Here is a 26,325-nt window from a genome sequence, read left to right as displayed (position 1 = left end):
CTTCCACCCGGCCCGGGGCGGCCCGGGACCGTCACGCCTCGGGCCCGGTACCGAAGCACGCTCGACTTCGTCGGCCCGAGCACCCGCCCACTGCGACGAGTCAGCGGACACCGATCCGGCCCGCCGCCGTCGGGCGCTTCAGGACGCCGCTGCCGCTTTCTGGATCCGGGGGACGAACTGCTGCGCCAGGGAGTGGGCGGTGTCGGGATCCAGGGAGCTGTTGGGTCCTGCCAGCGTCACCTCGGCGACGACCGTACCGAGGCACATGGTCACGTAGAGACCGTTCTCGCCTCCGACGTTCCGGTAGTACGCGTGGCTCTCGACATCGGAGACAGCGGCTCCGGGCGCCTTGGTGTACTTGGCGGACCAGGTCGCCTCCTTGCGGCAGGCTTCCCCGGCGCCGGCCTTGTCGACGAAAGCCGTGATGTCGAAGTCTGCTTCCTCACCGAACGCCTCGAAGTTCGCTTCGCCGTGCGCGATCTTGGCGCATTCCCAGTCGCGGCTCGAAGCACACTGCGCCGCCGGCTCGGGGTCGTCCTCGATGAGCGCGCTCGCGTTCTGCGGAGTCCATCCGGCCATCGAGGCCGGGTCGGGCAACGCCTGCTGAAACCTCTCTTCGGTCTTGAAGACGGTGTCGAAGCCGACTGTTCCGGCAGACGAGCCGTCCGGTCCCGATCCCGATCCTGATCCGGCGCTGTGGCCGGCGGAGGGCTTCGTCGGCGCCGTGTCGGAGGCAGACCCTCCACAGCCCGTGACGAGGGCCGCCAGCGCCACCAGCACAACCGTCTTCGAACCAGGACGTGTCTTCAAAACCGTTCTCCCCGTTGCCTGTTACCCGACGGACCGCGCACGCAACTCCCCCGTCGCCATCGCAGTAGATCTTGGCAGCCGTCCGCCCCAGCGACCAAACGCACCCCTCTCGGGCCCCGCACGCGGCAGGCACGTCGCCCTGCGCTCGGCGTAAGGTGCGATCGGATCGAGTTCGTCATGTGTGCGTGGACGACGGCGGTTTCGGCACGGGGCGCATGGCCTTGAGGGTCGGCGGTTCGAGATCGTCCACAGAGCCGGTCCGACGCGCCGTCTCAGCGGACGATGCCGTGGGTCTGCGGAGCCGGGGTGGGGCGGGCGCGGGAGAGTCTCGCGGCGGTCCCGCGGGCGTTCTCGAAGGCCACGACCGCGTTGCCGTTCTTCCGCCAGGGCGGGGCGCCGCACCAGGGCCCGATCCGGCGGAACTGCTCCAGGGCTCCCGCGTACAGCATCGACCTCAGCATGTGATGGGCCAGGAGATGCCGCAGCACCGGCAGACGCTCGTCGTCGGGTGCGACCTGGTCGAACGAGACGGCGATCCGCTTGAGCATGCTCCTGGTGAGCGGCGTGACGGTCCCGGAGTCAGCGGCGGACTGTGCGGCGAGCTCGTCGAGCGCATGCAGGTAGATCCCGGCGAGCGGGCTGCCCGCGGGGGCCTTGCGCACGGCCTGGCGGGCGAATCGCAGCATGCGCCGGTCGCTGCCGAACCACTTGGCGCACCAGTACTGGAGCCCCTGCCAGTGGCCCTCGTAGTGGTACGGCGCACGCGCGACGAGCCCGTTCCAGAGCGGCCTGAAGGCCGCGCGGCGGTACTGCGCGCCGCGTGCCGCCGTGACCATGACGACCCACGGGCCCGGGTTCGCCGGATCGAGCAGAGCCGCCTTCCGCGCCTCCTCGATCGCTGCCGCGAGCATCGCCTTGAAGCGCTCCATGTCCGAGGTCAGGATCTCGTGGGCGTACCCGTCGCCCCGGATCGCCCACGCGCGGTGGACCATCAGGCTCGCCCGGAGGGTCGCCGCGTCGCAGTCGTCCGGTGCGGCGGTGCTCCAGGCCTCCAGCCAGGCGTCGTCCTCCTCCGCGACCTGCTGGAGGAGTGCGAGCCGGGTCCAGCGCTCGTCCCAGTCCTCGCCCGCCTCGGCGACGTAGCGCGCGGTGGTCTTCCACTCCCCCGCCCGGGCGGCGTCGACGACGGCCTGCCGCTCCTCCCGCAGGTGCGCCGCAGGGGGTGGCCCGGCGCGCCGGGAGTCGAGTGTCTCGCGGGGCGGGAGCCCGTGGTGGGCGGCGACGAAGTTGCCCGCGACCCAGGTGGTGGCGTTGGAAGGGCTGAACAGGGCGCGGTAGAGCATGCCGAGGAGCATCACGAGCACGGCGCCGAGGAAGAGTGTCACGGCGCGAGATCATTCCCGACCCGGTGACGCTCCGCAATAGTTCAGGCCAACGGAAAGCGCGAGGTCAGAGCTTCGCGGGGGCAGGTGTTTCCGCTCCTTCGCCGGACGCGTGGTGACGGTTCGCGCACCGCGCGACGCGTCGCGCTCCTGCCGTGAGGTTGCCGCCGGGCGACTCCGGGCGCCCCCGTGTCCGGGCAGGGCCGAGACGCCTGGACCGGGCAGCCTCGACCCCGAGTCGACGCTGGACGTCCTGCTCATGGCCGGGTCACGAGGGGCCTCTCGCCCCACCCGTCACCCCATCAATACTGGTGTGCGATTGTCAGCCCCGCGTGATAGTCACTACCCCCGGGTGGGACGATCATCAACCACCCGTGTGCGACAGCAAGGGGTGGGGACATGGCGTTGCTCAGGAACCTGGGGAACACCCTGGGACGGTGGACGGGCAGACCCGTCGCGCACGTCGACAAGGGCTCCGGCGATCCGGACGCCCGGCGCGTCCGGGAGGCCGCCGAGGCGGCTGACTGGGCGACCGTGCGGGACGTGCTCGAAGCCCGGCCCGAGAGCGAGGACCGTACGGGTCTTCTGTGGGCCGTCGGCGACGTCGCCGGCACGGAACGGTGGATCGCCGACGTCGTGGCGGCGAACCCCCAGGCCCCCCTGCCGCGACTCGTGGCCGCCGTCCGCCACATCAGCTGGGCGTGGGAGGCCAGGACCAGCGCCCCTGCCTCGCACATGTCCCGGGAGCAGTTCGAGCTCTTCCACGACCGGCTGGCCACGGCCGAGACCTGGCTGTACGAGGTCGCCGAGCGCGAACCCGGATGGACCTCGCCCTGGTACGCCCTCCAGGCCACCGGCCGGGGACTCCGGGTCGGACCGGACGTGGCCCGGCGGCGCTTCGAGGCGACCGTGCGGCGCGACCCCCATCACCTGGGCGCGCACCAGCAGCGGTTGCAGCAGGTCTGCGAGAAGTGGGGCGGCTCGCACGAGGAGATGCACGCGTTCGCGCGCTCGTCGGCCTTCGCGGCACCCGGCGGGACGCTCCTCGGCCAGCTCGTCGCGGTCGCGCACCTGGAGCACTGGCTGGCCCTCGACTCCGGCTCGGACTCCCGCTACATCCGGCGCCCCGAGGTGGTCGCCTCGCTCGGCGAGGCCGCGGACCACTCGATCCGCCACCCGGACTTCGTCCGGGGACGCGGCTGGCTCCAGGTCTACAACACCTTCGCGATGGCCTTCGCGCTGGCCGGCGACGTCGCCTCCGCGCGGGAGTGCTTCCGGGCCACGGAAGGCAAGGTCACCGAGTTCCCCTGGTACTACGTCGACGGCTCCGATCCGGCCAAGGCGTACAAGGAGTACCGCGGGTACACCGGCGGCTGACCGCGGCCGTACCGCACCAGCGCCCCCCGTCCGCCCACGGGCTCACCACGCCCCCGGCGCACGACACACCCGTTCACGCCGCGCCGCGCCCTCGCGCACGCCGGCACGCACCGAAGGACCGCCCCAGGTGTCCCACTCGCAGAGCTCCGAGACGTCCCCGACCGCCCACACCTTCCAGGTGGACCTGCGCGGTCTGGTCGATCTGCTCTCCCACCACCTCTACTCCAGTCCCCGCGTCTACCTGCGCGAGTTGATGCAGAACGCCGTCGACGCCCTCACCGCCCGCCAGGCCCTCACGCCCGGCGCCCCCGCCACGATCACCGTGCGCACCGGTGAGACGCTGACCATCACGGACACCGGCATCGGCCTGTCCGAGGCGGATGTGCACCGGTTCCTCGCCACGATCGGACGCAGCTCCAAGCGGACCGTCGACGGCGCGCTCGACGGCGCGGGACTCGACGCGGCGCGCGGCGATTTCATCGGCCAGTTCGGCATCGGCCTGCTCGCGTGCTTCGTGGTCGCCGACGAGATCACCGTGCTGAGCCGCTCCGCCGCCGACCCGGCCGCGCCCACCGTCGAGTGGCGCGGTCACTCCGACGGCCGCTACACCATCCGCACCCTGCCGTCCGCGGCGCTCCCCGAGCCCGGCACCACCGTGAAGCTCGTCCCGCGCGCCGACAACGCCGAATGGACGACCCCCCAGCAGGTCATCTCCCTCGCCCGGCACTACGGCGGCCTCCTGCGCCACGACGTCACCGTCGTCGACGCGCGGGGCGAGAGCCACCGGATCAACGCGGCGCCGCCGTGGGAGCAGACGCACCGCTCCCCGCTCGCCAAGCGGGAGGCGTACGCCGCGTACTGCCGGGAGCTCTTCGACTTCGCTCCGCTCGACACCATCGAGCTGGACCTCCCCGCCGCGGGACTGCGGGGCGTCGCCTACGTCCAGCCGACGGCGGTCAGCCCGGCCCAGCGCGCCGGGCACCGGGTCCACCTCAAGGGCATGCTCCTCACCGACCAGGCGCCCGAACTGCTGCCCGAATGGGCGTTCTTCGTCCGCTGCGTCGTCGACACCACCAGTCTGCGGCCGACGGCCTCCCGCGAGTCCCTGTACGAGGACGGCACGCTGTCCGCCGTACGGGACGCCCTCGGCGACCGGATCCGCGACTGGCTCACCGGGCTCGCCGCCAGCGACCCCGCCCTCCTGCACCGCTTCATCGACACCCACCACCTCGCGGTGAAGGCGCTCGCCCGCCACGACGACGAACTCCTCCGCATCGTGCTGCCCTGGCTGCCGTTCGAGACCACCGACGGCAACGTGACCCTGGAGGAGTTCGCCCGGACCCACCGCACGCTCCTCGTGACCCGGAGCGTCGAGGAGTTCCGCCAGGTCGCGCCGATCGCCTCCGCCGCCGGTCTCGGTGTCGTCAACGGCGGCTACACCTACGACCGCGACCTCGTCCACCGGCTGCCGGAGATCAGGCCCGGCACGACGGTCACCGACCTGGACCCGACGACCGTCACCGCCCACCTCGACGCCGTCGACCCCCGCGCCGAACTGCGGGCCGCCGCCTTCCTCGCGATCGCCCGCGAGACGATCGGCGTCCACGACTGCGACGTCGTCCTGCGCGACTTCCAGCCCGTCACCGCCCCCGCCCTGCTGCTGGACAACCGCGACGCCCGGCACGAACGCACCCGGTCGAGCCTCGCCGCCGACAGCGACGGCCTGTGGGCCGACATCCTCGGCTCGCTCCGCGCCGAGACCCCGCGCGCCCAGCTCGTCCTGAACCACCTCAACCCGCTGGTACGCCAGGCCCTGACCATCGGCGAGCGCGGTCTCGCGGTCACGACCGCCGAAGCCCTCTACGGCCAGGCTCTGCTGCTCAGCCGGCGTCCACTGCGCGCCAGTGAGAGCGCCCTGCTCAACCGCGCCTTCATCGGCCTGCTCACCCACGCCATGCACCAGCCCGGCGAAGCGGCCCCCGGCTCCGAGCCCCGGAAGGAACTGTAAATGCTGGACACACCCGAGGCCGTCGTCGAAGCGCTCCGCGAGAACCACGAGCGCCCCCACGGGCCGGTACGCACCGTCACCGCCGAGGAGCTCGTCGAGACCGCCGAGGTCTTCGAGAAGGCCGACGTGCTCGTCACCGCGCTCCTGGAACTCATGACCGCGTACGAGTTCACCGGCGAGCAGCGCAAGTCGCCCGTCGTCTTCGCCCGCATCCTCAAGCTCTGGGACACCACCCCCGAGTCCTTCAGCCCCTACGAGGCGCACCAGGTCTTCTGGCGCTTCAAGTGGGTGACCACCTCGCTCCTCCAGGTGCCCGAGATGCCCCTCGCGTCGATCGACGGCTGGATCGACCAGATGCGCAGCCGGTACGAGGCCGCGGACCACGGCGTCCAGCCCGTGGCGGCCATGCGCTACCACCTCGCCCACCACACGGGTGCCGGAGCCGCCGACGCGTACGACCTCTGGGCCACCCGCCCGCGCACCGACCTCAGCGACTGCGAGGCCTGCGAGACCCGCCACCACGCCTGGCACCACGTCGTCGAGGGCGACGACACCGCCGCCCTCGACATCTGGCGGCCGGTCCTCGACCGCGAGCAGGAGTGCAGCGAGGAACCCCAGATGAGCCAGGCACGGGCGCTGCTCCCGCTGCTGCGCGCGGGACGCGTCGACGAGGCGCGCTCCCACCACCTCACCGGATACCGCAGGGTGCGCGGAGCCACCGGCATGCAGGCCGAGGTCGGCCACCACCTGGAGTTCTGCGCCCACTCCCGCAACGAGGGCCGCGGCCTGGAGATCCTCGCGGAGAACCGGCCCCTCTTCGAGGCGAAGGGCGCCCCTCTGGACCACCTGCATTTCCTCACCGGCGCGGAGGTGCTCCTCGCCCGGCTCGTCGAGGCCGGCCACGACGACACCGCCGTCGCCGGCCCGCCCGGCCCCGCGTGGACCGCCGCCGAGCTCCTCGCGCACGTACGGGGCGAGGCCGAAGCACTCGCCGGCGCGTTCGACGCGCGCAACGGCACGACAGCTGTCGGCGACGGTCGGCGCGCCCGACTCGCCCTCGCCCCGCTGCTCGACGAGCCCCTCCCGCTCGGCCTGCGCGTCACCGCCGCCCGTACCGACTCGGCCGATGCCGCGCCCGTCGCCCCGGCCTCCGCGGGGATCGCGATCCCCGACGACTTCGCCGACCTGGTGCGGGAGGCCCGCCGTCTGGCACGCGACGGACACCCCGGCGACACCAGGCTCTGGACGCGCGTCGCCGAGCGACTCGCCGACGCCACAGAGCCGTACGACGACGCCCTCGGCCCCGAGGACCTCCTCGCCGCGGAGCTCGCCGAGGACAGGGCACAGCAGCTCTGGTTCAAGGACCGGCACACGAGCGGCGCCGTCGAACTCGACACGGCCGCAGGGCACTTCGAGAAGCTGGACATGCCCTGGCACGCGCTCGCCGCCCGGGCCCGCGCCCGTGCGTGGGTGACCTCCCCGGGCTCCCGCGACGGGGACGCCCCGGCCCACGCCCCGGACCGGACCGCCCTCGACGAGCTGCTCCGCGAGGCGGAAAGGCTGCTCACCTCGGCCCCCTTCGACGGAGAGCCCCTCGGCGCGGCCGAGGCCTTCTACGGTGCCGACCTGCGCGCGGAGCGCATCCTCGCGTACCTCGCGGTCCGGTACTCGGTGGCCTTCTCCGCCTTCCAGGAGCTTCACATCGCCCTGACCGACACGGAAGAGGACCAGGAGGCCCCGGACCGGAAGGGCCAGGTGGCCGCCCTCACCGAGCGGTTCGAGACGAGCACCGACACCCTGTGCTCCGAGGCCAGCCGCCTCGGCTATCCCCACCAGGCCGCCAACGCCCGCCAGTTCCGGGCCGACCTCCTGGCCCGCCGAGGCGCCCTGGCCGAGGCCGAGGAGGAACTGCGCGCCGCACTGCGGGACATCGAGTCCGCCGGGCGTCCCTGGCGGCGACCGCGCCCGTCCCTGCACCTCGCCCAGATCCTCCTCGCCCAGCAGCGGCCGCAGGAGGCCACGGACCTGCTCCACTCGGTGATCGCCGACGCCCTCGCGCACGACGACCCCACTCTCCCGCTCGGCCCGACGTACCTGCTGCTCGGCCATGCCTCCACGCACCTCGACGACGTCGGCGGAGCCGTCCGTCACCTCTCCGAGGCCGCCGCCCGGTTCGACCAGGCGGACGCCCCCGGAAGCGCCGTCGAGGCACGCCTCCAGCTCGCCGACGTCCTGGCCCGGTCCGGCCGGCAGGCAGACGCCGTCGCCGTGCTGGAGTCCGCCCTCACCGACGTGCCGCCCACCGTGGACGCCCGCATGACCGCCCAGGGCCGACTGACCCTCGGCCGTGGGCTGCGCGACCTGGAGGAGTACCTTCCGGCGGCGGAGGAGCTGCTCCGGCTCGCCGACACCGTCGCGGGCTGGTCGGAGGAGGACCGTGGCGACGTCCTCACCCTGGTGGCGGCGGAAGCGGCGACGACCCTCGCGCTCGCCGAACGCTGGGAGGCGGCGGACGCCGCGTACGAACGCGCCCTCGCCGCTCACGCCGAGGCCCCCCACCCTCCGCTCATCACGCTGATGATGCGGGAGTTCGCCCGCCTCACCCTCCAGACTCGCGACAGCGAGGGCATCGACACCGCTCTGGAGCACCTCGCCCGCGCCGACGCCGTCCTGGCCGCCGTGCCGTCGGACCAGGAGGACTTCGCCGTCTGGTACGAGCGCGGGGAGAACCACTACCGCCGCGCCCGCGTCCTCGCCGAGGCGGGCCGCTTCGACGAGGCCCTGCCGGAGGCCGAGTCCGCGATCGCCGCGCACGAGGAGGGCGGCGAACGGGGCGAACTCCCGCGAGCCGAGGCGGTCCGCGTCGCCGCCCTGATCGAGGGCAACGGCCTCGACCGTGCCGCCGCCGCCCTCACCCGTCTGACAGCGGCCTCGGCCCGCTGCCGGCAGGCGGGCCACCCCCAGGCGGCCGACGTCCTGGACGCCCTCCGTCAGGAGCTCCGCTCGCGCTGAGCGGCAGAGGCTCCGAAGGGGGCGGGGCCCCGGTCCCGAAGACCGGGGCCCCGCCCCCTGCTCGCTCGATGTCTGCGGCATCCGTGCCTCACGGCAGCACTCCGGTGCTCGCCCCTCGGTCCGCCTCCGCCGGTAGCGGGCTTCTACCGGAAGAACGCCAGGTAGTAGTCGACGAACCGCATCTTGTGCTGTCCTGTCGCGTCGTCCTCCTGTCCGGGGACGAACTCGGGGGCGTTCTTGATCTGTTCCTTGGTACAGCTGACGAAGACGGTCTCCGTCGCGACGTCCACGGCGGTGACCACTCCGCCCGGGATGACGACCTGGCGGCCGATGATCCACGGACCCGTGTCCACCACGAGATGGCTGCTGCCGACCTCGGCCGAGTGCTTGTCGACCTTGCCGATGCCGCCGTCGGAGCACTCGACCTTGTAGCCCGTGATATCCAGTTCCCTCGCGTGGGTCGCCGTCTCGGTGTACGTCCAGACATCACGAATCACGTGTGCTTCCTCTCCGGTGCGGCCGGTGGCCGTGGTGTTCTCCTGCCGTTCCGTGTTCTCGGAAAACGCCGCTTCACACGGGGCAGGTCAGTTGTCCGTCCTCGCCCGCGCCGCGTCCGGTGTCTCCTGAGTGGTCACGCGGTGGGACAGCGGGTCGGCGACACCCCGGCTCCTGGCGGGGGCGGCGCCGAGGGAGCCCGTCAGCGTGACGCCGAGGGCGGCCAGGGCGGCGGTCTTGGCGAGCAGCCGCCCCGCTCGGCGGCGCGGCCGGGACGGCTGCTCCGCTGTCGTGGCAGTGATCGGCGTGCTCGGGTGCGTACCGGGCGCGGCCTGCCGGGCGTCGCGCGCGTCGGGGATCGGCAGCGCGGCCAACACCTTCTGGCAGGTGCGGGCGTCGGGGCGGCCGGAGGGCTCGCGCGCCGTCATGGCCCTCAACAACTCGCCGAGCTCCGGGGGCAGTCCGTCGGGCAGCTCCGGCGGGCGGTGCAGCCGCGCGACCGCCGCCTCCAGCGGCTGACCGTCGTACTCCCGTTCGCCTTTGAGGGCCTCCAGGAGCACGAGTCCGAGGCTGTAGACGTCGGCGCGCGGCCCCGTGGTCCTGCCGAGCGCCTGTTCCGGTGCCATGTAGCAAGCCGTCCCGACGAGGGTGTCCTCGGCTTCGGCGGCCTGGGTGGGCGCGCTGCCCGCGGTGTCGTCGGGCGCGGCCGTGGGGTCTGAGGCGGCGGTGAAGCGGCGGGAGATCCCGAAGTCCGTCAGGCGCGGGGCGTCGGCAGGGTCCAGGAGGATGTTCGACGGCTTGACGTCCCGGTGCACTATTCCCGTTCCGTGGACATGGGCGAGTGCGCAGGACAGCGCGGCCCCGATGCGGCAGGTCTCGGCCATCGAGAGCGCCGAGCGGGCGAGGCGCCGGCGCAGGGTCGTCCCTCGGACGAGTTCCATCACCAGGAAGGGACGGCCTTCGTCGCGACCGGAGTCGAAGAGGGTCACAAGACCGGGATGCCGTAGCTGGGCCAGGAGACGCCCCTCGTTGTCGGAGTGCTCCTCCGCCCGGGCGTCGCCTCGGTGGAAGACCTTCACCGCGACGGGCCTGCGAAGCCTGAGGTCCAGGGCTTCGTAGACGTCGGCCGCTCCCCCGCTTCCCAGCAGGCCGTCGAGCCGGTACCGGCCCGCGACCGCGTGCGCCGTCAGCCGGGGGTCGGTCGGGACGCGCCACGGACTGACCTGCATCTCGGTTCTCCCTGTGTTCCGTTGCCGCCTTCTGCCGTCCGCCCTTCCGTCGGGGAGCGGCGCGCCGCCCGTGCGGACCGTACGGCCCGTCGCGGTGGTCGCCTCCGGACGTCACGGCCGTGCGGCCGCCGCGTGCGGACCCGGGAGTACGGCTGCCCCGGATCCCCCGGGACATCCCCGCGATGTCGGAGGGGGTCGGGAAGCGGGCGTCGATGCGCCTGTCCGTGCGTCCGCGCGCCCCCGCGTGAGGGATGGCCGTGGCCGGATCTCGCCCCCACGATGAGGCACGTCCCGCCCGGCGCGGACGGGACGGTGCGCGTCCTGCGGCGCGCGTGGGCCTGCATGTTCGCGCGTCACCACTTCGGCGATCCGTACGGGGGGATCCATGGGAAGACGTTGGCTGATCACGGGGTGTTCTTCGGGCCTGGGCAGGGCCTTGGCCACGGCGGCGGCACGGGCGGGGCACGAACTCGTGGTCACCGCCCGCAAGACCGCGGACCTGGAGGAGCTGAGCGCCGCCTGGCCCGGACGGATCGTCCCGGTGCCGCTGGAGCTGCGGGACCCGGTCTCCTGCCAGGAGGCCGTACGGACGGCCGTGGACCGCCTCGGAGGCATCGACGTCCTCGTCAACAACGCCGGGGTCGGCCTGTTCGGCGCGGTCGAGGAGGTCTCCGACGCCGAACTCCGGGAACAGTTCGAGATCCTGGTCGTCGGGCCCTGGAGACTGGCGCGCCTCGCCCTGCCCCTGATGCGGGCCCAGGGGCACGGCCACATCGTCAACGTCTCGTCGATCGTCGGCCGGATGGCCTTTCCGGGGCTCGGCGCCTACGTGGCGGCGAAGCACGCCCTGGAGGGCATGAGCGAGACGCTCGCGGTGGAGGGGGCCCCGCACGGCATCCGGGTCACGGTCGTCGAACCCGGCATGTTCGCCACCCGCTACGGCACGTCCCTGACGGAGGCGGCGCACCGGGTCCCCGCCTACGACGTGACCAACCGCGAGATGCTCGAAGGCGCGCGCGGTCTCGCCGACAGCCCCGAGACCGGCCGTCCCGAGGACTTCGCCGCACGGGTCCTCGCCCTGGTCCACACCGAGGGCACCCTGCCCCTGCGCATCCCGGTCGGCGCCGACGCGTACGGCTATCTGGACGCCGCGGAACAGGCCGCCCGCGAGGAGTACGCCGCGGCGCGAGCTCTGGTCGACGGGCCACCACCGGCCGAGTGACGGCTCACCGCGCGCCGTTCGGCGGGCCCGCCGCCCCTTGTGCGTCGGGCCACCACCGGCCGAGTGACGGCTCACCGCGCGCCGTTCGGTGGGCCCGCCGTCGGGCCGTGCGACGGTCCACCGCCGACCGTTTGACGGCTCGTCGAGCGCGGCTCGGCGGGCCCGCCGCCCGTTGTGCGACGGAGCACCGCCGGCCGTGAGACGGCTCACCTCGCGCCGTCGCACGGGCCGGCGGCACCTGTGCGTTCCGCATGGGTGGAAGGTGACAGCGGTGACTTACGGGGCCCTCGGGGGACGTGACAGCGTCGTGTCCGTCACCGACCGAGGGAGTGCGCAGTGAACAAGGGGTACGCGGTGTTCTGCGACGCCGACCGTCACTTCTACGACGCGCCGCACCGTCTGGTCTTCGCCGAGGGCGCGGGTGACTCCCTCTACGGGGCGGCCACCCTCCCCGTACCCGAGGGCTGGACGTCGCACCGCACGGGCGACTGGCTCGCCCTGCGCCCCCTGGAGCACACCCTCCCGTCGCAGGGCTGGAAGATCCACGTCTCGGCCTGCCTGGACAACGCGGAGGCGATCCTCGCCACGGTCCGCGCGTACTGTCTGGAACAGGACCTGGCCTTCAAGTTCGTCCCCAGCCGCTACCTGCTGCACCAGCGCAACGCCAAGTACGCGGACCGCTCGGCGAGCGGCAAGTTCATCACCGTGTATCCGGCCGACGACGAGCGGTGCGGCCGCGTGGCGGCCGACCTGGCGCGGCTGCTGGAGGGCCGGCCGGGTCCGTACATCCTCAGCGACCTGCGCTGGGGCGAGGGGCCCGTGCACCTGCGGTACGGCAGCTTCACCCTGCGCCACTGCTACGACGAGCACGGGGAGCTGCGGCCCGCCGTCGAGGACGGGTCCGGCACGCTCGTGCCCGACCGGCGCGATCCCGTCTTCCACGTGCCGTCCTGGGTGACTCCCCCGGCCTTTCTGCGTCCGCACCTGGAGGCCAGGGCCTCGGTGACCGTGCAGGACATGCCGTACGACGTCGAGAAGGCCCTGCACTTCTCCAACGGCGGTGGGGTGTACGAGGCCCGGGACCGGCGGACCGGTCGGCGGGTCGTCCTGAAGGAGGGCCGGCCGTTCGCCGGCCTCGCCGCCGACGGCGCGGACGCCGTGACGCGGCTGCACCGCGAACGCGAGGCGCTGGAGCGGCTCTCGGGGCTCGCCTGCACACCGGAGGTCCTCGGCAGCTTCACGGTGGGCGACCACCACTTCCTGGCTATGGAGTTCGTGGAGGGCAAGCCGCTCAACACCTTCTTCGCGCGGCGGCATCCGCTGATGGAGGCCGATCCGTCGACGGAGCGGCTCGCCGAGTACACGGAGTGGGCGCTGCGGATCCACGGGCTCGTCGAGCGGGCCGTGGCCGCGGTGCACGCCCGCGGGATCGTCTTCAACGACCTGCACCTGTTCAACATCATGGTGTCCGAGGACGAGTCGTCGGTGACGCTGCTGGACTTCGAGGCGGCCCAGCCCGCCTCGCAGGGCGGTCGCCAGACCGTCGCCAACCCGGCGTTCGTGGCGCCCGCCGACCGGCGGGGCTTCGATGTGGACCGGTACGCGCTCGCGTGCCTGCGGATCGCCCTCTTCGTCCCGCTCACCAGTCTGCTCGCGGTGGACCGGGGCAAGGCCGCGCACCTCGCGGAGATCGCCGCGGCGCGGTTCCCGCTGCCCCCCGGTTTTCTGGACGAGGCGGTACGGGAGATCACGCGCGACCCGGCCGACGGACGGTCCGGCGGGAGCTCGCGGGCGCCCGACCGCTCCCGGTTCCTGCCCGTGGAGCCGGGCGACTGGCCGAGCAGCCGTGACTCCATGGTGGGCGCGATCCTGGCGTCGGCGACGCCCGACAGGGAGGATCGGTTCTTCCCCGGGGACATCGCGCAGTTCGCCACGGCCGGCGGCGGCATGACCGTCGGACACGGCACCGCCGGAGTGCTCCACGCCCTGCACGAGAGCGGGGCACCCCGATGTCCGGAGGCCGAGGACCGGCTCCTGCGGCACGCCAAACAGCCCGACTCCGGCACACCGCTCGGTTTCTACGACGGGCTCGCCGGTGTCGCGTGGACCCTCGAACGGCTCGGACACACGGCCGCAGCGCTCGAACTGGCCTCGCTCGTGGCCGAGGAGGACCACGAGGGCCTCGCCCCCGACCTGTACGGAGGGACGGCCGGTGTCGGCCTCGCCCTGGACGCCCTGGCCACCGCCACCGGTGAGAGCGGCTTCCACGCGGCGGCCCTGCGGTGCGCCGAGCTGACCGCCCGCCCGCTCCGGGCCCCCGCCCGTCCGACGGGAGCGGCGGGCACGGTGCGTACGGGACTCCTGTACGGCTCCGCCGGACGGGCCCTGCTGTTCGTACGGCTCTACGAACGCACCCGGGACACCGCCCTCCTCGACCTCGCCGCCGAGGCCCTCCACGACGACCTGAGCCGCTGCGTGCGCGGCGCCTCGGGGACCCTTCAGGTCGACGAGGGCTGGCGCACGATGCCGTACCTCGGCGCGGGCAGCGTGGGCATCGGCATGGTCATCGACGACTACCTGCTCCACCGGCGCGACGACGTTCTGGACCAGGCACGCCGCGAGATCGTACGGGCGGCGCAGGCCACCTTCTACGCCCAGCCCGGTCTCTTCCGGGGCGTCGCCGGGATGGTGCTCCACCTCGCCCGGACGAACGCCGGCGGGCCCGGCACCACACCGGAGGACGTACGCCGGCAGGTCGGTTGCCTGAGCTGGCACGCCATGTCCTACCAGGGCCGGCTCGCCTTCCCCGGCGAGCAGATGATGCGCCTCTCCATGGACCTGTCCACCGGAACGGCGGGGGTCCTGCTCGCCCTCTCCGCGGCCCTGGGCGACCGCACGGCCCACCTGCCCTTCCTCCCGCCGCTTCCGCGGCCCCACGAACCGGCCCCGTGACGGGGTCGTACCGCACCACCCGTCCCCAATGAAAGGAAACGATCATGAACCTCTTCGACCTTCAGTCGCTGGAGACCCCCAAGGACGAGGCCATCGGCGACGTCGAGACCGGCAGCCGCGCGAGCCTGCTGCTCTGCGGTGACAGCAGCCTCAGCGTCACCACCTGTAACTGACCCGATCCGGCTTCCCGCACGGCGCCCCGAGCGCCGGTGAGGAGTCACGGGGCCCCGGGAGCGACGCTCCCGGGGCTCCGGCCGTCCGGGCCGGAGTCCGGCGACCCGGAAGGCCGGAGTCCCGCGGACCGGCGGGAGCGTCGCTCCCGGAGGAGAAGAGGAGGGGCCGGATGGCCTGGTCGACCGGTTCCGACCGGCTGCTCCGCGGCGCCGTACGGCACACGGCGGGCACCACGGCGGCGCTGCTGCTCTGCTCCGTCGCCGGCGCGGCCTGCTCGCTCGCCGTGCCCGCGCTCGCCGGCCGGACCCTGGACCTGCTGCTCCGTCACCAGGCGCACGCGGACGCGTGGTTGCTGTGGACCGCCGTCCTGCTCGTGGCCGAAGTGCTCCTGGAGACCGGCTCGGTGCTTCTGACGCAGCTCGCCAACGCCCGCGCCACCGCCTGGATCCGGCTGCGCGCCCTGGACGGTCTCCTGGGCACCGCGCCGCACCGGGCGGCACCCCACTCGGGCGGCGACGTCGCCGCCCGGCTGTGCGTCAACGCCACCGACAGCGGCACGGCCCCGGCGGCCCTCGCGACCGCGGTGTCGTCCGCGCTCGTACCGATCGGCGCCCTCGTGGCCCTGGCGCTCATCCACCTCTGGACCGCCGCCGTCTTCGTGGCCGGTCTGCCCCTGCTCCTGCTGCTGCTCCGCGCGTTCGCCACCCAGTCCTCCGACTCGGTCGTCCCCTACCAGCGGGCCCAGGGCGCCGTCGCCGCCCGGCTGGCCGAAGCCCTGAGCGGCGCCCGCACCATCGCCGCCGCCGGCACGGCACGGCACGAGGAGGAGCGCGTCCTCGCCCCGCTGCCGGAGATGACACGGCACGGCACCCGCATGTGGCGCGTCCACGGCCGGGCCGTGGCCCGCAGCGGCGTCCTCCTGCCACTGCTCACGACGGCCGTCGTCGCGGTCGCGGGGGTCGCTCTCGCCGCGGGCGAGGTCAGCGTGGGCGGTCTGCTCGCCGCCTCGCGGTACGCGGCGCTCGCGGCCGGCATCGGAGGCATCGCGGCACCGCTCGGCACCCTGGTCCGCGCCCGCGGCGCGGCACGCCGCACCGCCGAACTCGCCGATCTGGCCCCGATGTCGCACGGTTCCGCGGTCCTGCCCCCCGACGCGCCGGGGACGCTGGAGCTCCGGGGAGTGCGGGTCACGCGCGACGGTGTCCCCCTGATCACGGACGTGACGCTCTCGATCGACGGCGGATCGACGGTCGCCGTCGTGGGCCGCTCCGGGTCGGGCAAGTCGACGCTGGCCGCCGTCGCGGGCCGGCTGACCGACCCCGACGCCGGGAGCGTCTCCCTGGACGGAGTCGACCTGGCGGAACTGTCCCGGTCGGAGCTGCGCGGGGCGACCGCGTACGCCTTCGCGCGCCCCGTCTTCGACGGCGGGGCCACCCCCACGGTCGGCGCCGCGCTGGCCGCCGGGACCGGGGCCGCCGGAAGCCCCGCCACGCCGGCGAGCGTCCGGGACGCCGCGAAGGCCGCCTGCGCCGACACCTTCGTCCGGCTGCTGCCGCTGGGCTACGACACCCCGGTGGACGACGCCCCGCTCTCCGGCGGCGAAGCCCAACGCCTGGGTCTGGCGCGCGCGTTCATCGGCCGGGGTCGTCTGATGATCCTCGACGACGCGACGTCGAGCCTCGACACGGCCACCGAACGTCAGGTGGAGAGGGCCCTCGCCACGCCGTCACGGGCGTGCACGAGGCTCATCGTCGCCCACCGGGTGTCCACGGCCGCACGGGCGGATCAGGTCGTCTGGATGGAGGCGGGCCGCGTGCGGAGGTCCGGACCGCACGGCGTGCTCTGGGAGGAACCGGAGTACCGGGCGGTGTTCGCGGCGGAGGCCCGGACCGCGGAGTCCCCGTCGGTGGACGCCCCGCGCACGTCGACCGCGCCGGACGCTCTTCCCGAACCGGCCGTCCCGGCGACAGGAGCGGGCCAGTGACGCCCGCTCCGCGCCCGGGGCGGGCGAAGGAACCGACCACGCCGACGACGACGGGCCGACCGACGCCGACCGACACCCCGAAGCCGGCCTACCGACCGAAGCCGACCGGCCGTCCGAAGCCGACCGACCGACCCGCGCCGGTGTCCGGCACCGGCGGGACGGGCTCCGCCCGGCGCGTCACGACGTGGCTCGGGTCCCTCCTCGTGCGCCGCCGAGGCGCCCTGGCGAAGCTGGCGGCCTGGTCGGCCGCCGAATCCGCGCAGACGTTCCTCGGCGGCTACTGCGTGGCCCGCTCCCTCGACGACGGATTCCTGAGGGGCGCGCCCACGACCGGTCTTCTCTGGCTGGCGGGGGCCGCCGTGGCCATTCTCCTCGGGGCTCCCGTCGTCCGGGGCGTCTTCGCCCAGCTCCCCCACCTCACGGAGCCCCTGCGCGACGAGCTCGTCCGGGGGGCAGTGGTCCGCGCCCTGCGCACGGCCACGCGTACGGGCGGGGGCGGGGGTGTGGACGCCACGGCGGTGTCCCGGCTGACGAGTCAGACCGAGATCGCCCGGGACAGCTTCGCCGGGCTGGTGCTCGCCACCCGCTCCTTCGTCTTCGTCGCCGCGGGCGCCCTCGCCGGTCTGCTGTCGCTCGCGCCGCAGTTCCTTCTCGTCGTGCTGCCTCCCCTGGTCCTGGGCCTCGCCCTGTTCGTCGCCTCCCTGCGGCCCATGGCACGGGCCCAGCACCGGTACCTCGACGCGGACGAGGCCGTCGGCCGGCGCGCCGAGATCACCCGCACCGCCCTGCGGGACACCGTGGCCTGCGGCACCCAGGAGGCGACCGCCGAGCAGAACCGCCGTGCCGTCGACGAAGCGGCCGCCGCCCAGCGCGCCCTGGCCCGCTGGGCGTCCCTGCGCACGTTCTCGGTGGCGACGGCCGGACAGCTCCCGGTCCTCCTGCTGCTCGCCGCGACCCCGTGGCTGCTCCGTCGGGGCGTCACGGCCGGGGCCGTGGTGGGCGCACTCACGTACGTCCTCCAGTCGCTGCTCCCGGCGCTGCACACGCTGATGACCGTCCTGGGCGCCGCGGGCGCGAGGCTCTTCGTCGTCCTCGACCGGCTCACCGAACCGCTGCCCCCGGCCCCTCCCCCCGCCGCCGGACCGCCCGGCCCGCCCGGTCCACGCAGGGCAGGCGGGACGGCACCGGCGGTGGAGCTGCACCGCGTGCGCGCCGCGTACGGCCCCGGGGCGCCCCCCGTGCTGGACGCGCTGGAACTGACCGTCGAGCAGGGCGAACACATCGCCGTGGTCGGCCCGAGCGGCATCGGCAAGTCGACCCTGCTGCACGTCGCGGCGGGCCTGCTCGGCCCCGATCAGGGCGCCGTACGGCTCTTCGGCCACGCCGTCGCGGCCTGCCCGCCCTCGGAGCTCACCGCCCTGCGCGTGCTGATCCCCCAGGAGGCGTACGTCTTCACGGGCACCCTGCGGGAGAACCTGCGGTACCTGCGGCCCGACGCCGATCCGTCCGCCGTCGACCGGGCCGTCGACGTGCTCGCCCTGGGACCGCTCGTCGACCGGGCGGGCGGGCTCGACCGTACGCTGACGCCGGACGCCCTGTCGCTCGGCGAACGCCAGCTGATCGCGCTGGGGCGCGCCCATCTGGCCCCCGCGCCCCTGCTCCTGCTCGACGAGGCGACCTGTCACCTGGACCCCGTCGCGGAGGCCACGGCGGAGAGGGCGCTGAGCGCGCGGCCGGGGACCCTGGTCGTGGTCGCCCACCGGCTGTCGTCGGCGCTCCGAGCCGACAGGATCCTCGTCCTCGACGGCACCCGGGCGGCGTACGGAACCCACGACGAGCTGCTCGCGCGTTCCGCCCTCTACCGCGATCTGGTGGGGCACTGGAGTCAGGGACCAGGGTGAGCGGGGCGGGCCGGCCAGGACTCGGCGGGGGGGGCCGGCCAGGACTCGGCGGGGGGGGCCGGCCAGGACTCGGCGGGCCGGTTCTCGGGTCCACCCGGCCCCCTGGGCGCCACGGCGCGGCGCTCAGATCCACCCGGCGCCCGGGCGCCACGGCGCCGTGCTCAGGTCCACCCGGCTCCCTGGGCGATCCGGATGGCGTCCACGCGGTTCCGTGCGCCGACCTTGCGGATGACGCTCGCCATGTAGTTGCGGACCGTGCCCTTGGTCAGGAACAGCGTCGCGGCGATCTCGGCGACCGGCGCTCCGCCGGCGGCCAGCGAGAGGACGCTCAGCTCACGCCGGGTCAGGGGCATCTCCGCGGCCTGGAGGAACCCGATCGCGAGCGTGTCGTCGATGAACCGCTCCCCCTTGGCCAGACGGTGCACGGCCTCCAGTAATCGGCCCTTCGGGGCGTCCTGGTCGACGAAACCGGCCGCCCCCGCGGCGTGGGCCCGGCGCAGCACCCCCGGCCGCTGCCCGGGGACGAGGGCCAGCAGGGCCGGACGGACACCCGGGCCCTCGACCGCGAACGGTCCCACCGCCGCCACGGGCCGCGCCGCCGAGGACGGCAGACACTCGGCGTCCGCCACGTACACGTCGGGTTCGGACGTCCCCGTCGCCGGGCCGTGCGGCCACCGAGGCAGCGAGGAGACCACCGTGACCCCGCCCGATCTCAGCAGTTCGACCAGCGCGGTCCGCAGCAGCTGCGCCTCGTAGACCACCGTCACTCGTATCATTCCCACCCCTTCGTTCCTCCGTCGTGCCAGGGACGCACGACGTGAGCGGCCACCCCCACCCCTCTGCCCTTGCCTCAGCGGCCGGAACACAGCGCAGGGTGCACAGGGGGCGCACTCCGGAGCGCCCCGGCCGGATCCGGTACGTCGCTTCCACGGCGAAGCAGGCCGACGGCGTGCGAGGCCGACCGCGCCGCACCAGGAATGTCCTGATTCGCATCCGTACGGCGCGCGGAATCGGGAGTGCGCCCCTCAGGGGCGGGGAGGCCGGAGGGCAGAACTCCCTTGCACACGGCCCCGCCTGGCCCTCCGACGCAGGGCCGGGGGCGCGTGCCGATCTCGACCCGGGGTAGCCGCGGAGCATGACAGCACTCCTCACCACCGCCGCGCTGCTGGCCCAGGGCAACCGCCCCGACGGGCCACCGTGGTTGAAGTGGGTCTTCCTGGCCGTGTGCGCGGCCCTCCTGCCCTGGGTCCTCTACAAGCTGCACCAGAACGGCCACTTCAGAAGACGAGGCTGACGTCTCCCACGGGTCGGCGGTCCGTTCCGCCCGTGGTGCCGGGGAGGGCGTCCAGCGGTTCCGAGCCGGACGCCCTCCTCCGGGAGGGTCGCTCAGACCTGGTAGCGCCCCGGGGCGAAGAGGTGCAGGTGGTCCGCCACCCACGCCGAGGTCCGTTGCAGGCCCTCCTCCAGGCCGACCTCCGGTTCCCAGCCCGCCCAGGTGCGGGCCCGCGTGTTGTCCGAGAGCAGTCGGTGCACCTCGCTGCCGGAAGGCCGGAGCCGGGCCGGGTCCACGACGATCTCGGCGTCCCGGCCGGAGGCGGTGATGAGGGCCTGCGCAAGGTCTCCGATCGAGATCTCGCGGCCGGTGCCGAGGTTGACGCTCTCGCCCAGGGCCCGGTCGCAGCCCGCCAGTGCCAGGAATCCGGCCGCGGTGTCGGTGACGTAGGTGAAGTCGCGGGTCGGGGTGAGGGAGCCGAGGCGGATCTCCCGTGCTCCGGCGTGCAGTTGCGCGAGGATCGTGGGGATGACGGCGCGGGCCGACTGGCGGGGTCCGTAGGTGTTGAAGGGCCGTACGACGGTCACGGGCAACTCGTGGGCGTGCCAGTGGGAGAGGGCCATCATGTCCGCGCCGATCTTCGACGCGGAGTAGGGCGACTGCGGCTGGAGGGGATGGTCCTCGCCGATCGGGGCCGTGAGCGCCGTCCCGTACACCTCGCTGGTGGAGGTGTGCAGGAGGCGGCGGACCGCGTGGCGGCGGCAGGCCTCGGCGATGTTCTCGGTCCCGACGACGTTCGTGCGGACGTAGGCGCCCGGGGAGTCGTAGCTGTAGGGGATGCCGATGAGCGCGGCGAGGTGGAAGACGGTGTCGCAGCCCTCGACCGCGTCCATGACCCGGCCCGCGTCGCCGACGTCCCCGGCCATGAACTCGACCGGTCCGTGCGGGTCGTCGAGGTAGCGGGCGAGGTGCCCCTTGTCGGCGTACGGCTTGTAGTGGACGAACGCCTTGACGCGCGCGCCCCGTCGGACGAGCAGGTCGACGAGTGTGGAACCGATGAAGCCCTCGGCTCCGGTGACGAGCACGGTGCGGCCGGTCCAGTCGATGGTCGTGGGGGTCACGGGGTGAGCTCCTTCGTGGTGGTGGGATGTCCGGCGAGGCGGATGACCGTCTCTGCCAGCAGGTCGGCGGCGCGGGCGTGGTTTCCGGGGTCTGCGGCGCGTCCCATGACGGCGAGCCGGGACGGGTGGGCGAGGAGGGGGTCGATGAGTGCGGCGAGCCGGCCGGGAGTGGTCTCGGCGTCGGGGAGGAGGTGGGCGGCGCCCGCGTCGGACAGGACCCGGGCGTTGTGGGTCTGGTGGTCGCCGGGAGCGTGCGGGTACGGCACGAGGACGGCGGGCACGCCGGTCGTGGCGAGCTCGGCGATCGTGGCCGAGCCGGCGCGGCAGACCACGAGGTCGGCGACCGCGTAGGAGAGGTCCATCCGGTCGAGGTAGGGCACCGCCTGCGCGACGGCCCCGACCCCCGCTTCGACGAGGTCACGGCGGGCCTGTGCGAGAGCGGCCGGGCCGGTCTTGATCAGGAGGTGGACGTCCTCCCGTTCCCTCCAGCGGGCGGCGAGGCCCACGGCGGCGGCGGTGAGGCGGGCCGCGCCGAGGCTGCCCCCGTTGAAGAGGACGACCCGGGCGCCCGGGGGTATCGAGAAGGCCCGCCGTGCCTCCTCGCGCAGGGCCGGCCGGTCCAGGGCCGCCAGGGACGCGGCGATCGGCATGCCGACGGTCTGCGCCCGCTCGCCGCCGGACAGGTGGGCGCGGCTGCCGTCGAAGGCGACGGTGAGGTGCGGGGTGAGCCGGGCGGCGAACTGGTTGGCCCGGCCCGGGACCGCGTTGGACTCGTGGATCACGCTGGGCAGCCCGGCCATCTTCGCCCCGACGATCGCCGGGGCGCTGGGGTAGCCGCCCATGCCGACGACGATGTGCGCCTTCTGGGTGCGCAGGACCTGGCGGGCCTGAGCGCCGGAGCGCAGGAGCGCGGCCGGGAGGAGGAAGCGTTTCGCGCCGAGCGCGGGGTCGAAGGGGATCATGTCGACGGTGTGCAGCCGGTGTCCGGCCGCCGGGATCAGCGTCGTCTCCAGACCGCGTTCGGTGCCGATGAAGGAGATGACCGTCGCCGGGTCGGCGCGGCGCAGGGCCTCGGCCAGGGCCAGACCGGGGTAGATGTGGCCGCCGGTGCCGCCCGCACCGATCACGACGGAGAGTGGTGTGCGCATGGCCGCCACTCTCACGAAGCGGGTTAAGAGGGTTCTAAGAGTCCGGTTTGGCAGGCTTCACGCCATGAACGGCGTGAGCGGCACGAACGGGATGAGCGGGATGAGCGGCATGAGTCCGGGCGACGGGAGCCGGGGCAGCGGGACCCCGGATGGCGGGGGCGGCACGGACGGCTGGAGCGGCAGGGGCGACGGGCGCCCGGGCGGCAGGGGCTACGGGAGCGGTGCCGGCGGCATCGGCGGCGCGGGCGGTGCCGGCGGCTTCGGCGGCGCGGGCGCTCCGCGCGGTACGGGCAGGATCCTGGTCGCCGAGGACGAGCCGGACGTCCGGGCCGCCGTCGAGGACGGGCTGAGCATGGAGGGGTACGAGGTCCGGGGTGTCGGCGACGGCCTGGCGGCGCTGTCGGCGGTGGCCGCCTGGCAGCCGGACGCGGTGGTCCTGGACGTGATGATGCCGGTCCTCGACGGGCTCGCGGTCTGCCGGAGGCTGCGGGCGGTGGAGGACCGCACGCCGGTGCTGGTGCTGACGGCCCTGTCGTCGGTGAGCGAGCGGGTGGAAGGGCTGGAGGCCGGCGCCGACGACTACCTGGTGAAACCGTTCGCCCTGGACGAGCTGGTGGCGCGGGTGCGGGCGTTGCTGCGGCGGGCCGCGCCGCCCGCTCCCGGCGGGGACCTGTCCTTCGCGGACCTGACGCTGGACCCCGTGACACGTACCGGGCGGCGGGGCAGCCGGGCGCTGGAGTTCTCCCGCACCGAAGCCGCCCTTCTGGAGCTCCTGCTGCGCCACCCGGGCCAGGTCCTGCCGCGCGAGGTGATCCTGCGGCGGGTCTGGGGGCAGGATTTCGGGCCCGACTCCAACTCGCTCGCGGTCTACGTGGGATATCTGCGGCGAAAACTGGAAGCCGGGGGCGAGCCGCGTCTCGTCCACACCGTGCACGGAGTCGGCTACCGGCTGGACGTGGCATGAGCGGGGCACGCGGACTGGGCGCGCGCTGGCGGCGCAGACGACCGCTCCGCACCCGCCTGGCGCTCGCGGCCTCGGCTGCGGTGGCGCTGGTCGCGGTCGGGGTGTGCACGGCGGCGTTCCTCGTCATCCGCTACGAACTGGTCCACCAGCTCGACCTGTCCCTCACCCAGTCCGCGACCCGGATCGTCCAGGCCAACCGGGACGAGGGCCCGCAGGTCCTGGCGGGCGAGTGCCGCTACCTCTCCGCGCCGCCCTGCGCCCAGATCGTCCCCGCCGACCCGGCGGCGGATCCCGACGCCCCCTATCTGCTGCCCGTCTCCCCCGCCGTACGCGAGGTCGCGGCGGGCGGACGGGCCGCGTACTACAGCAACGTCGAACGCTTCGGGCAGCCGCTCCGGATGCTGACCACTCCCTTCGGCGACGGGCGGGCGCTCCAGGTGGCACTGCGGGCGGACCCGGTGGACCGGGGCGTGCGGCAGGCGGCCGTGCTGCTCGCGGCGGTCGGCGCGGTGGGGGTGCTGCTGGCCGGGCTGCTCGGACACGCCGTCTCCCGCACCGGCCTGGCCCCGGTGGCCCGGCTGACGGCGACCGCCGAACGGATCGCGGCGACCCGTGACCCGCGCCACCGCATCGAGCTCCCGCCCGGCCCGCCGGGACGGCAGGACGAGGTGACCCGGCTGGCGGCCACCTTCAACACCATGCTCGGCGAACTGGAGCAGTCGGTGGCCTCCCAGCGGCGGCTGGTCGCCGACGCCTCCCACGAACTGCGGACCCCGCTGACCGCGCTCCGCGCCAACGCGGAGCTCCTGGCCCGCGGCGACCGGCTGACCCCCGCCCAGCGCGATCGGGCGGCCGGGGCGCTGGAGCGGGGCATCCGGGAGGTGACCGGCCTCGTGAACGACCTGATCGAGCTCGCCCGGGACGAGGAGCCGCTCCCGCTCCTGGAGGACGTGCGCATCGCCGAGATGACCGAGCAGGTGGTGGGCACGGCCCGGACGCACTGGCCTCGGACCCCGTTCGTCCTGGAGGTGGAGGCGGGCGCGGCGCGGGCCGTGCGGCCGGGAGTCCCGGCACGGCTCGCCCGGCTGCTGACGAACCTGCTGGACAACGCGGCCAAGTTCAGCCCGCCCGGCACCCCGGTCGAGGTGTCGCTGAGCACCTACGGGAGCGGGAGCGGCACGGGCGGAAACGGAGCCGACTCGGACGGGAGCGGCCCGCGCGGGGTGACGCTGACGGTGCGGGACCACGGCCCGGGAATCCCCGCCGCCGACCTCCCCCATGTCTTCGACCGCTTCTACCGTGCCGAGACCGCGCGCGCCCTGCCCGGTTCCGGCCTCGGCCTGGCCATGGCCCGGCAGATCGCCCACGCGCACGGAGCGGAGCTGACGGCCGGGGCGGCGGCGGGCGGCGGGGCGCTGTTCACCCTGACGTTCGCCCCGGAGGACCCGCCCGCGGACGCCCGGGGCCGCCGGCCTGGCCGGTCGCGCCCTTGACGGTCACGAAGCCGGTGATCTCCGCGCGACGCCATCCGACTCAGGGAAGCAGGCAGGGACCCTGTCGCCGCGAGCCGACTCCGCACGCCGTCCGGCGTGTCGGGCTCGGCCGCGGCGACCTTTCGGTGCGTCAGTGCCGGCAGGACGGCCGGAGGTGGAGCAGCTCGGTCCGCAGGACGGGAGTGCCGTCGACCGGTGCCGGGTCCTCCGTGGTCGGCTCGATGCCTCCGGCGGCGATCTTGTCGAGGGTCTTCAGACCGGCGGGGCCGACCGTGCCGAACACCGTGTAGTTCGGTCGCAGCGCGGAGTCTCCGTAGACGACGAAGAACTGTGAACCGTTCGTGTTCGGACCGGCGTTGGCCATCGCCAGCAGGCCGCGTCCGTAGACCCGGCGCGCGCCCGTGGGATCGGTGGGCGCGGGCGGGAGGTCCACCGGGAGTTCGTCCTTGTACCGGTACCCGGGCCCGCCCTCACCGGTGCCGGTCGGGTCGCCGCACTGGAGGACCTTCAGCGTCGGGTAGGCCGTCAGACGGTGGCACACCGTGCGGTCGTAGAAACCGTGCCGGGTCAGGTGCAGGAAGCTCTGGACCGTGCACGGCGCCTTGGCCCGGTCCAGGCGCAGCGGGAGCGCGCCCTGGCTGGTCGGGACCGCCAGGTCGACCGTGCCGCGAGCGGGGGTGCGCCGTGGGTCGGGCGGCAGCGGCACCGGGCGGGCCGGCGGCTCGTCCGGAGTCTGCGTGTACTGGCAAGGCCCGTGCGTGGTGCGCGGCGGAGCGCCCTCCGAGGCGGTGGCGACACTCCCGCCGGACACCAGTAACGCCGCGGCCGCGCATGCGCTGATCAGTGTTCGTCTCATCCTGCACGCCCTCCCGATGATCTCCAGGTCTTGGAGCGGTCGCAGTCTAGGACGCGGTGCGGCCCTCGGGAGCGGGAATTCCGGCCGATCGGCGTGAGCGCAGCCTCGTCGCCGGGCGACATGGCCCGGGGCCTTCCCCTCCGTCGGCCGGACCCGGCGCGATGCTGCGGCGGGCTCGCGTCGCCGACGAGAAGCCCCGAGGCGCGGCCGATAGCCTGATCGGCATGAGTGACGGCATCGCATGGATAGGCACGCATCACCACACCCCTCCGTCGGCCGGACCCGGCATGCTCGGCGGCATCTCCCTGACGCTGGCGCGTGGCATGGAGTCGGACGACTTCCTCATCAACCTGGGTGCCGACCTCGACGAGTTGGCCGCGCGCACCCCGGGCGGGGAGCTGCGGGTACCGGCCGGGCGGCCGGGCCACCCCTCCCCCCTCGTGAACCGCGCGATGTACGGCACGTGCGGTGAGTGGACGTACGTGCTGGAGGACGGGGGCTCGGCGACCTGGGCGACCGGCTACCGGGGCAAGGTCGAGTCGATGCTTCCCTGCGAGGGTGAGGAGATCATCTGCCTGAGCGCCAACCGCTTCAGCCCTCCGGCGCTGCTCGTCCACGCACCCGACGCGTGGGCGTACCGGGCGGACTTCGGCACCGACACGGGACAGGGTTCGGCTCTGGACGCCGCTCTCGGTGCCGCGGGGGCGGTGTTCCCGTCGATGCCCGAGGCCGATGAGGCCGAGGTGGTCGCGTACTTCGAGGAGCACGGTGAGCGTCTGCCCGAGCTGGTGTTCACGGCCGTGGGCGCGTACACGGGTGTGAGCGTCGACCGGGATGCCGTGGAGGCCGGTGAGCTGCCCGGGGTGCTCCTGTCCCCGGCCTGATCGTCCGCGACCGGGGTGACGCCGGCCCCCACCCCGGTAG

Annotated in this window: 20 protein-coding genes; 12 read left to right on the top strand and 8 right to left on the bottom strand. The window is 74.0% G+C overall.

Annotated elements, in window-relative coordinates:
* Positions 1-138 precede the first annotated feature (138 nt).
* Positions 139-774: a hypothetical protein gene (locus ACFYXU_RS20230; RefSeq protein ID WP_389459016.1), complete on the bottom strand. Its 636-nt coding sequence runs from the start codon at positions 772-774 to the stop codon at positions 139-141.
* A gap of 308 nt (positions 775-1,082) precedes the next feature.
* The gene (locus ACFYXU_RS20225; protein WP_389459014.1) at positions 1,083-2,195 is read right to left on the bottom strand and encodes a hypothetical protein; all 1,113 of its coding nucleotides are present in this window, start codon (positions 2,193-2,195) and stop codon (positions 1,083-1,085) included.
* Between the two features lie 396 nt (positions 2,196-2,591).
* Here ACFYXU_RS20225 and ACFYXU_RS20220 point away from each other — a divergent pair, with 396 nt between their 5' ends.
* The 3 genes from ACFYXU_RS20220 (at position 2,592) to ACFYXU_RS20210 (ending at position 8,589) form a co-directional block, all read left to right on the top strand.
* The gene (locus tag ACFYXU_RS20220) at positions 2,592-3,569 is read left to right on the top strand and encodes a hypothetical protein (protein ID WP_389459012.1); all 978 of its coding nucleotides are present in this window, start codon (positions 2,592-2,594) and stop codon (positions 3,567-3,569) included.
* A 127-nt stretch (positions 3,570-3,696) separates the two neighbouring features.
* Positions 3,697-5,577, top strand: a complete 1,881-nt coding sequence (locus tag ACFYXU_RS20215; protein ID WP_361391796.1) for an HSP90 family protein — start codon at positions 3,697-3,699, stop codon at positions 5,575-5,577.
* Positions 5,578-8,589 (top strand): hypothetical protein, encoded by a 3,012-nt coding sequence (locus ACFYXU_RS20210; RefSeq protein WP_389459009.1) that lies wholly within the window; start codon positions 5,578-5,580, stop codon positions 8,587-8,589.
* Positions 8,590-8,732: 143 nt separating this feature from the next.
* Here ACFYXU_RS20210 and ACFYXU_RS20205 read toward each other — a convergent pair whose 3' ends face one another.
* Both ACFYXU_RS20205 and ACFYXU_RS20200 read right to left on the bottom strand, forming a co-directional pair.
* Positions 8,733-9,086 carry a PRC-barrel domain containing protein gene (locus ACFYXU_RS20205; RefSeq protein ID WP_376511612.1) on the bottom strand — a complete coding sequence of 118 codons (354 nt, stop codon included), beginning with the start codon at positions 9,084-9,086 and terminating at the stop codon, positions 8,733-8,735.
* Between the two features lie 87 nt (positions 9,087-9,173).
* Positions 9,174-10,313 (bottom strand): serine/threonine-protein kinase, encoded by a 1,140-nt coding sequence (locus ACFYXU_RS20200; RefSeq protein WP_389405889.1) that lies wholly within the window; start codon positions 10,311-10,313, stop codon positions 9,174-9,176.
* Positions 10,314-10,698: 385 nt separating this feature from the next.
* Between ACFYXU_RS20200 and ACFYXU_RS20195 the strand changes: the two genes are divergently transcribed.
* From ACFYXU_RS20195 to ACFYXU_RS20175, 5 genes are all read left to right on the top strand, one after another.
* The gene (locus ACFYXU_RS20195) at positions 10,699-11,535 is read left to right on the top strand and encodes an SDR family oxidoreductase (protein ID WP_389459006.1); all 837 of its coding nucleotides are present in this window, start codon (positions 10,699-10,701) and stop codon (positions 11,533-11,535) included.
* 336 nt (positions 11,536-11,871) lie between these two features.
* A complete protein-coding gene (gene lanKC / locus ACFYXU_RS20190) occupies positions 11,872-14,487 on the top strand; it encodes a class III lanthionine synthetase LanKC (protein WP_389459004.1) in 2,616 nt (871 codons plus the stop codon).
* Between the two features lie 44 nt (positions 14,488-14,531).
* A complete protein-coding gene (locus ACFYXU_RS20185; RefSeq protein WP_015037662.1) occupies positions 14,532-14,660 on the top strand; it encodes a SapB/AmfS family lanthipeptide in 129 nt (42 codons plus the stop codon).
* Between the two features lie 170 nt (positions 14,661-14,830).
* On the top strand, positions 14,831-16,645 hold the full coding sequence (locus tag ACFYXU_RS20180; RefSeq protein WP_389459002.1) for an ATP-binding cassette domain-containing protein: 1,815 nt from the start codon (positions 14,831-14,833) through the stop codon (positions 16,643-16,645).
* 140 nt (positions 16,646-16,785) lie between these two features.
* A complete protein-coding gene (locus ACFYXU_RS20175) occupies positions 16,786-18,546 on the top strand; it encodes an ATP-binding cassette domain-containing protein (protein ID WP_389459656.1) in 1,761 nt (586 codons plus the stop codon).
* 161 nt (positions 18,547-18,707) lie between these two features.
* Here ACFYXU_RS20175 and ACFYXU_RS20170 read toward each other — a convergent pair whose 3' ends face one another.
* A complete protein-coding gene (locus ACFYXU_RS20170) occupies positions 18,708-19,322 on the bottom strand; it encodes a LuxR C-terminal-related transcriptional regulator (RefSeq protein WP_329858692.1) in 615 nt (204 codons plus the stop codon).
* A gap of 359 nt (positions 19,323-19,681) precedes the next feature.
* Between ACFYXU_RS20170 and ACFYXU_RS20165 the strand changes: the two genes are divergently transcribed.
* On the top strand, positions 19,682-19,840 hold the full coding sequence (locus tag ACFYXU_RS20165; protein ID WP_389459000.1) for a hypothetical protein: 159 nt from the start codon (positions 19,682-19,684) through the stop codon (positions 19,838-19,840).
* A gap of 92 nt (positions 19,841-19,932) precedes the next feature.
* On the opposite strand, the gene ACFYXU_RS20160 is transcribed toward ACFYXU_RS20165, so the two are convergent.
* Positions 19,933-20,940, bottom strand: coding sequence for a GDP-mannose 4,6-dehydratase (locus tag ACFYXU_RS20160; RefSeq protein ID WP_389458998.1), 1,008 nt, complete (start codon positions 20,938-20,940; stop codon positions 19,933-19,935).
* Positions 20,937-22,088 carry a glycosyltransferase gene (locus tag ACFYXU_RS20155; protein ID WP_389405895.1) on the bottom strand — a complete coding sequence of 384 codons (1,152 nt, stop codon included), beginning with the start codon at positions 22,086-22,088 and terminating at the stop codon, positions 20,937-20,939. Before ACFYXU_RS20155 ends, ACFYXU_RS20160 begins: the two co-directional genes overlap by 4 nt.
* A gap of 295 nt (positions 22,089-22,383) precedes the next feature.
* On the opposite strand from ACFYXU_RS20155, the gene ACFYXU_RS20150 reads away from it, so the two are divergent.
* The gene (locus ACFYXU_RS20150; protein WP_389459654.1) at positions 22,384-23,052 is read left to right on the top strand and encodes a response regulator transcription factor; all 669 of its coding nucleotides are present in this window, start codon (positions 22,384-22,386) and stop codon (positions 23,050-23,052) included.
* Positions 23,049-24,545 (top strand): sensor histidine kinase, encoded by a 1,497-nt coding sequence (locus ACFYXU_RS20145; RefSeq protein WP_389458996.1) that lies wholly within the window; start codon positions 23,049-23,051, stop codon positions 24,543-24,545. The genes ACFYXU_RS20150 and ACFYXU_RS20145 overlap by 4 nt, the downstream gene beginning before the upstream one ends.
* Positions 24,546-24,675: 130 nt before the next feature.
* Here the strand turns inward: ACFYXU_RS20145 and ACFYXU_RS20140 are convergent, their stop codons facing one another.
* Positions 24,676-25,401: a peptidylprolyl isomerase gene (locus ACFYXU_RS20140; RefSeq protein WP_389458994.1), complete on the bottom strand. Its 726-nt coding sequence runs from the start codon at positions 25,399-25,401 to the stop codon at positions 24,676-24,678.
* 224 nt (positions 25,402-25,625) lie between these two features.
* Here ACFYXU_RS20140 and ACFYXU_RS20135 point away from each other — a divergent pair, with 224 nt between their 5' ends.
* The gene (locus tag ACFYXU_RS20135; protein WP_389458992.1) at positions 25,626-26,285 is read left to right on the top strand and encodes a hypothetical protein; all 660 of its coding nucleotides are present in this window, start codon (positions 25,626-25,628) and stop codon (positions 26,283-26,285) included.
* The last annotated feature ends 40 nt before the right edge of the window (positions 26,286-26,325 follow it).

This window comes from Streptomyces sp. NPDC002232 (assembly GCF_042890295.1).
Lineage (GTDB): Bacteria > Actinomycetota > Actinomycetes > Streptomycetales > Streptomycetaceae > Streptomyces.
Note: the sequence above shows the minus strand (reverse complement) of the source record. Positions and strands in the feature narration are given on the sequence as shown.

Excerpts from the sequence above, each read along its gene's own strand:
- ACFYXU_RS20135 (WP_389458992.1), top strand. The coding sequence starts at position 25,626 with ATGAGTGACGGCATCGCATGGATAGGCACGCATCACCACACCCCTCCG.
- ACFYXU_RS20170 (WP_329858692.1), bottom strand. The coding sequence starts at position 19,322 with ATGATACGAGTGACGGTGGTCTACGAGGCGCAGCTGCTGCGGACCGCG.
- ACFYXU_RS20180 (WP_389459002.1), top strand. The coding sequence starts at position 14,831 with ATGGCCTGGTCGACCGGTTCCGACCGGCTGCTCCGCGGCGCCGTACGG.
- ACFYXU_RS20210 (WP_389459009.1), top strand. The coding sequence starts at position 5,578 with ATGCTGGACACACCCGAGGCCGTCGTCGAAGCGCTCCGCGAGAACCAC.
- ACFYXU_RS20185 (WP_015037662.1), top strand. The coding sequence starts at position 14,532 with ATGAACCTCTTCGACCTTCAGTCGCTGGAGACCCCCAAGGACGAGGCC.
- ACFYXU_RS20145 (WP_389458996.1), top strand. The coding sequence starts at position 23,049 with ATGAGCGGGGCACGCGGACTGGGCGCGCGCTGGCGGCGCAGACGACCG.
- ACFYXU_RS20140 (WP_389458994.1), bottom strand. The coding sequence starts at position 25,401 with ATGAGACGAACACTGATCAGCGCATGCGCGGCCGCGGCGTTACTGGTG.
- ACFYXU_RS20200 (WP_389405889.1), bottom strand. The coding sequence starts at position 10,313 with ATGCAGGTCAGTCCGTGGCGCGTCCCGACCGACCCCCGGCTGACGGCG.
- ACFYXU_RS20220 (WP_389459012.1), top strand. The coding sequence starts at position 2,592 with ATGGCGTTGCTCAGGAACCTGGGGAACACCCTGGGACGGTGGACGGGC.
- ACFYXU_RS20165 (WP_389459000.1), top strand. The coding sequence starts at position 19,682 with ATGACAGCACTCCTCACCACCGCCGCGCTGCTGGCCCAGGGCAACCGC.
- ACFYXU_RS20155 (WP_389405895.1), bottom strand. The coding sequence starts at position 22,088 with ATGCGCACACCACTCTCCGTCGTGATCGGTGCGGGCGGCACCGGCGGC.
- ACFYXU_RS20195 (WP_389459006.1), top strand. The coding sequence starts at position 10,699 with ATGGGAAGACGTTGGCTGATCACGGGGTGTTCTTCGGGCCTGGGCAGG.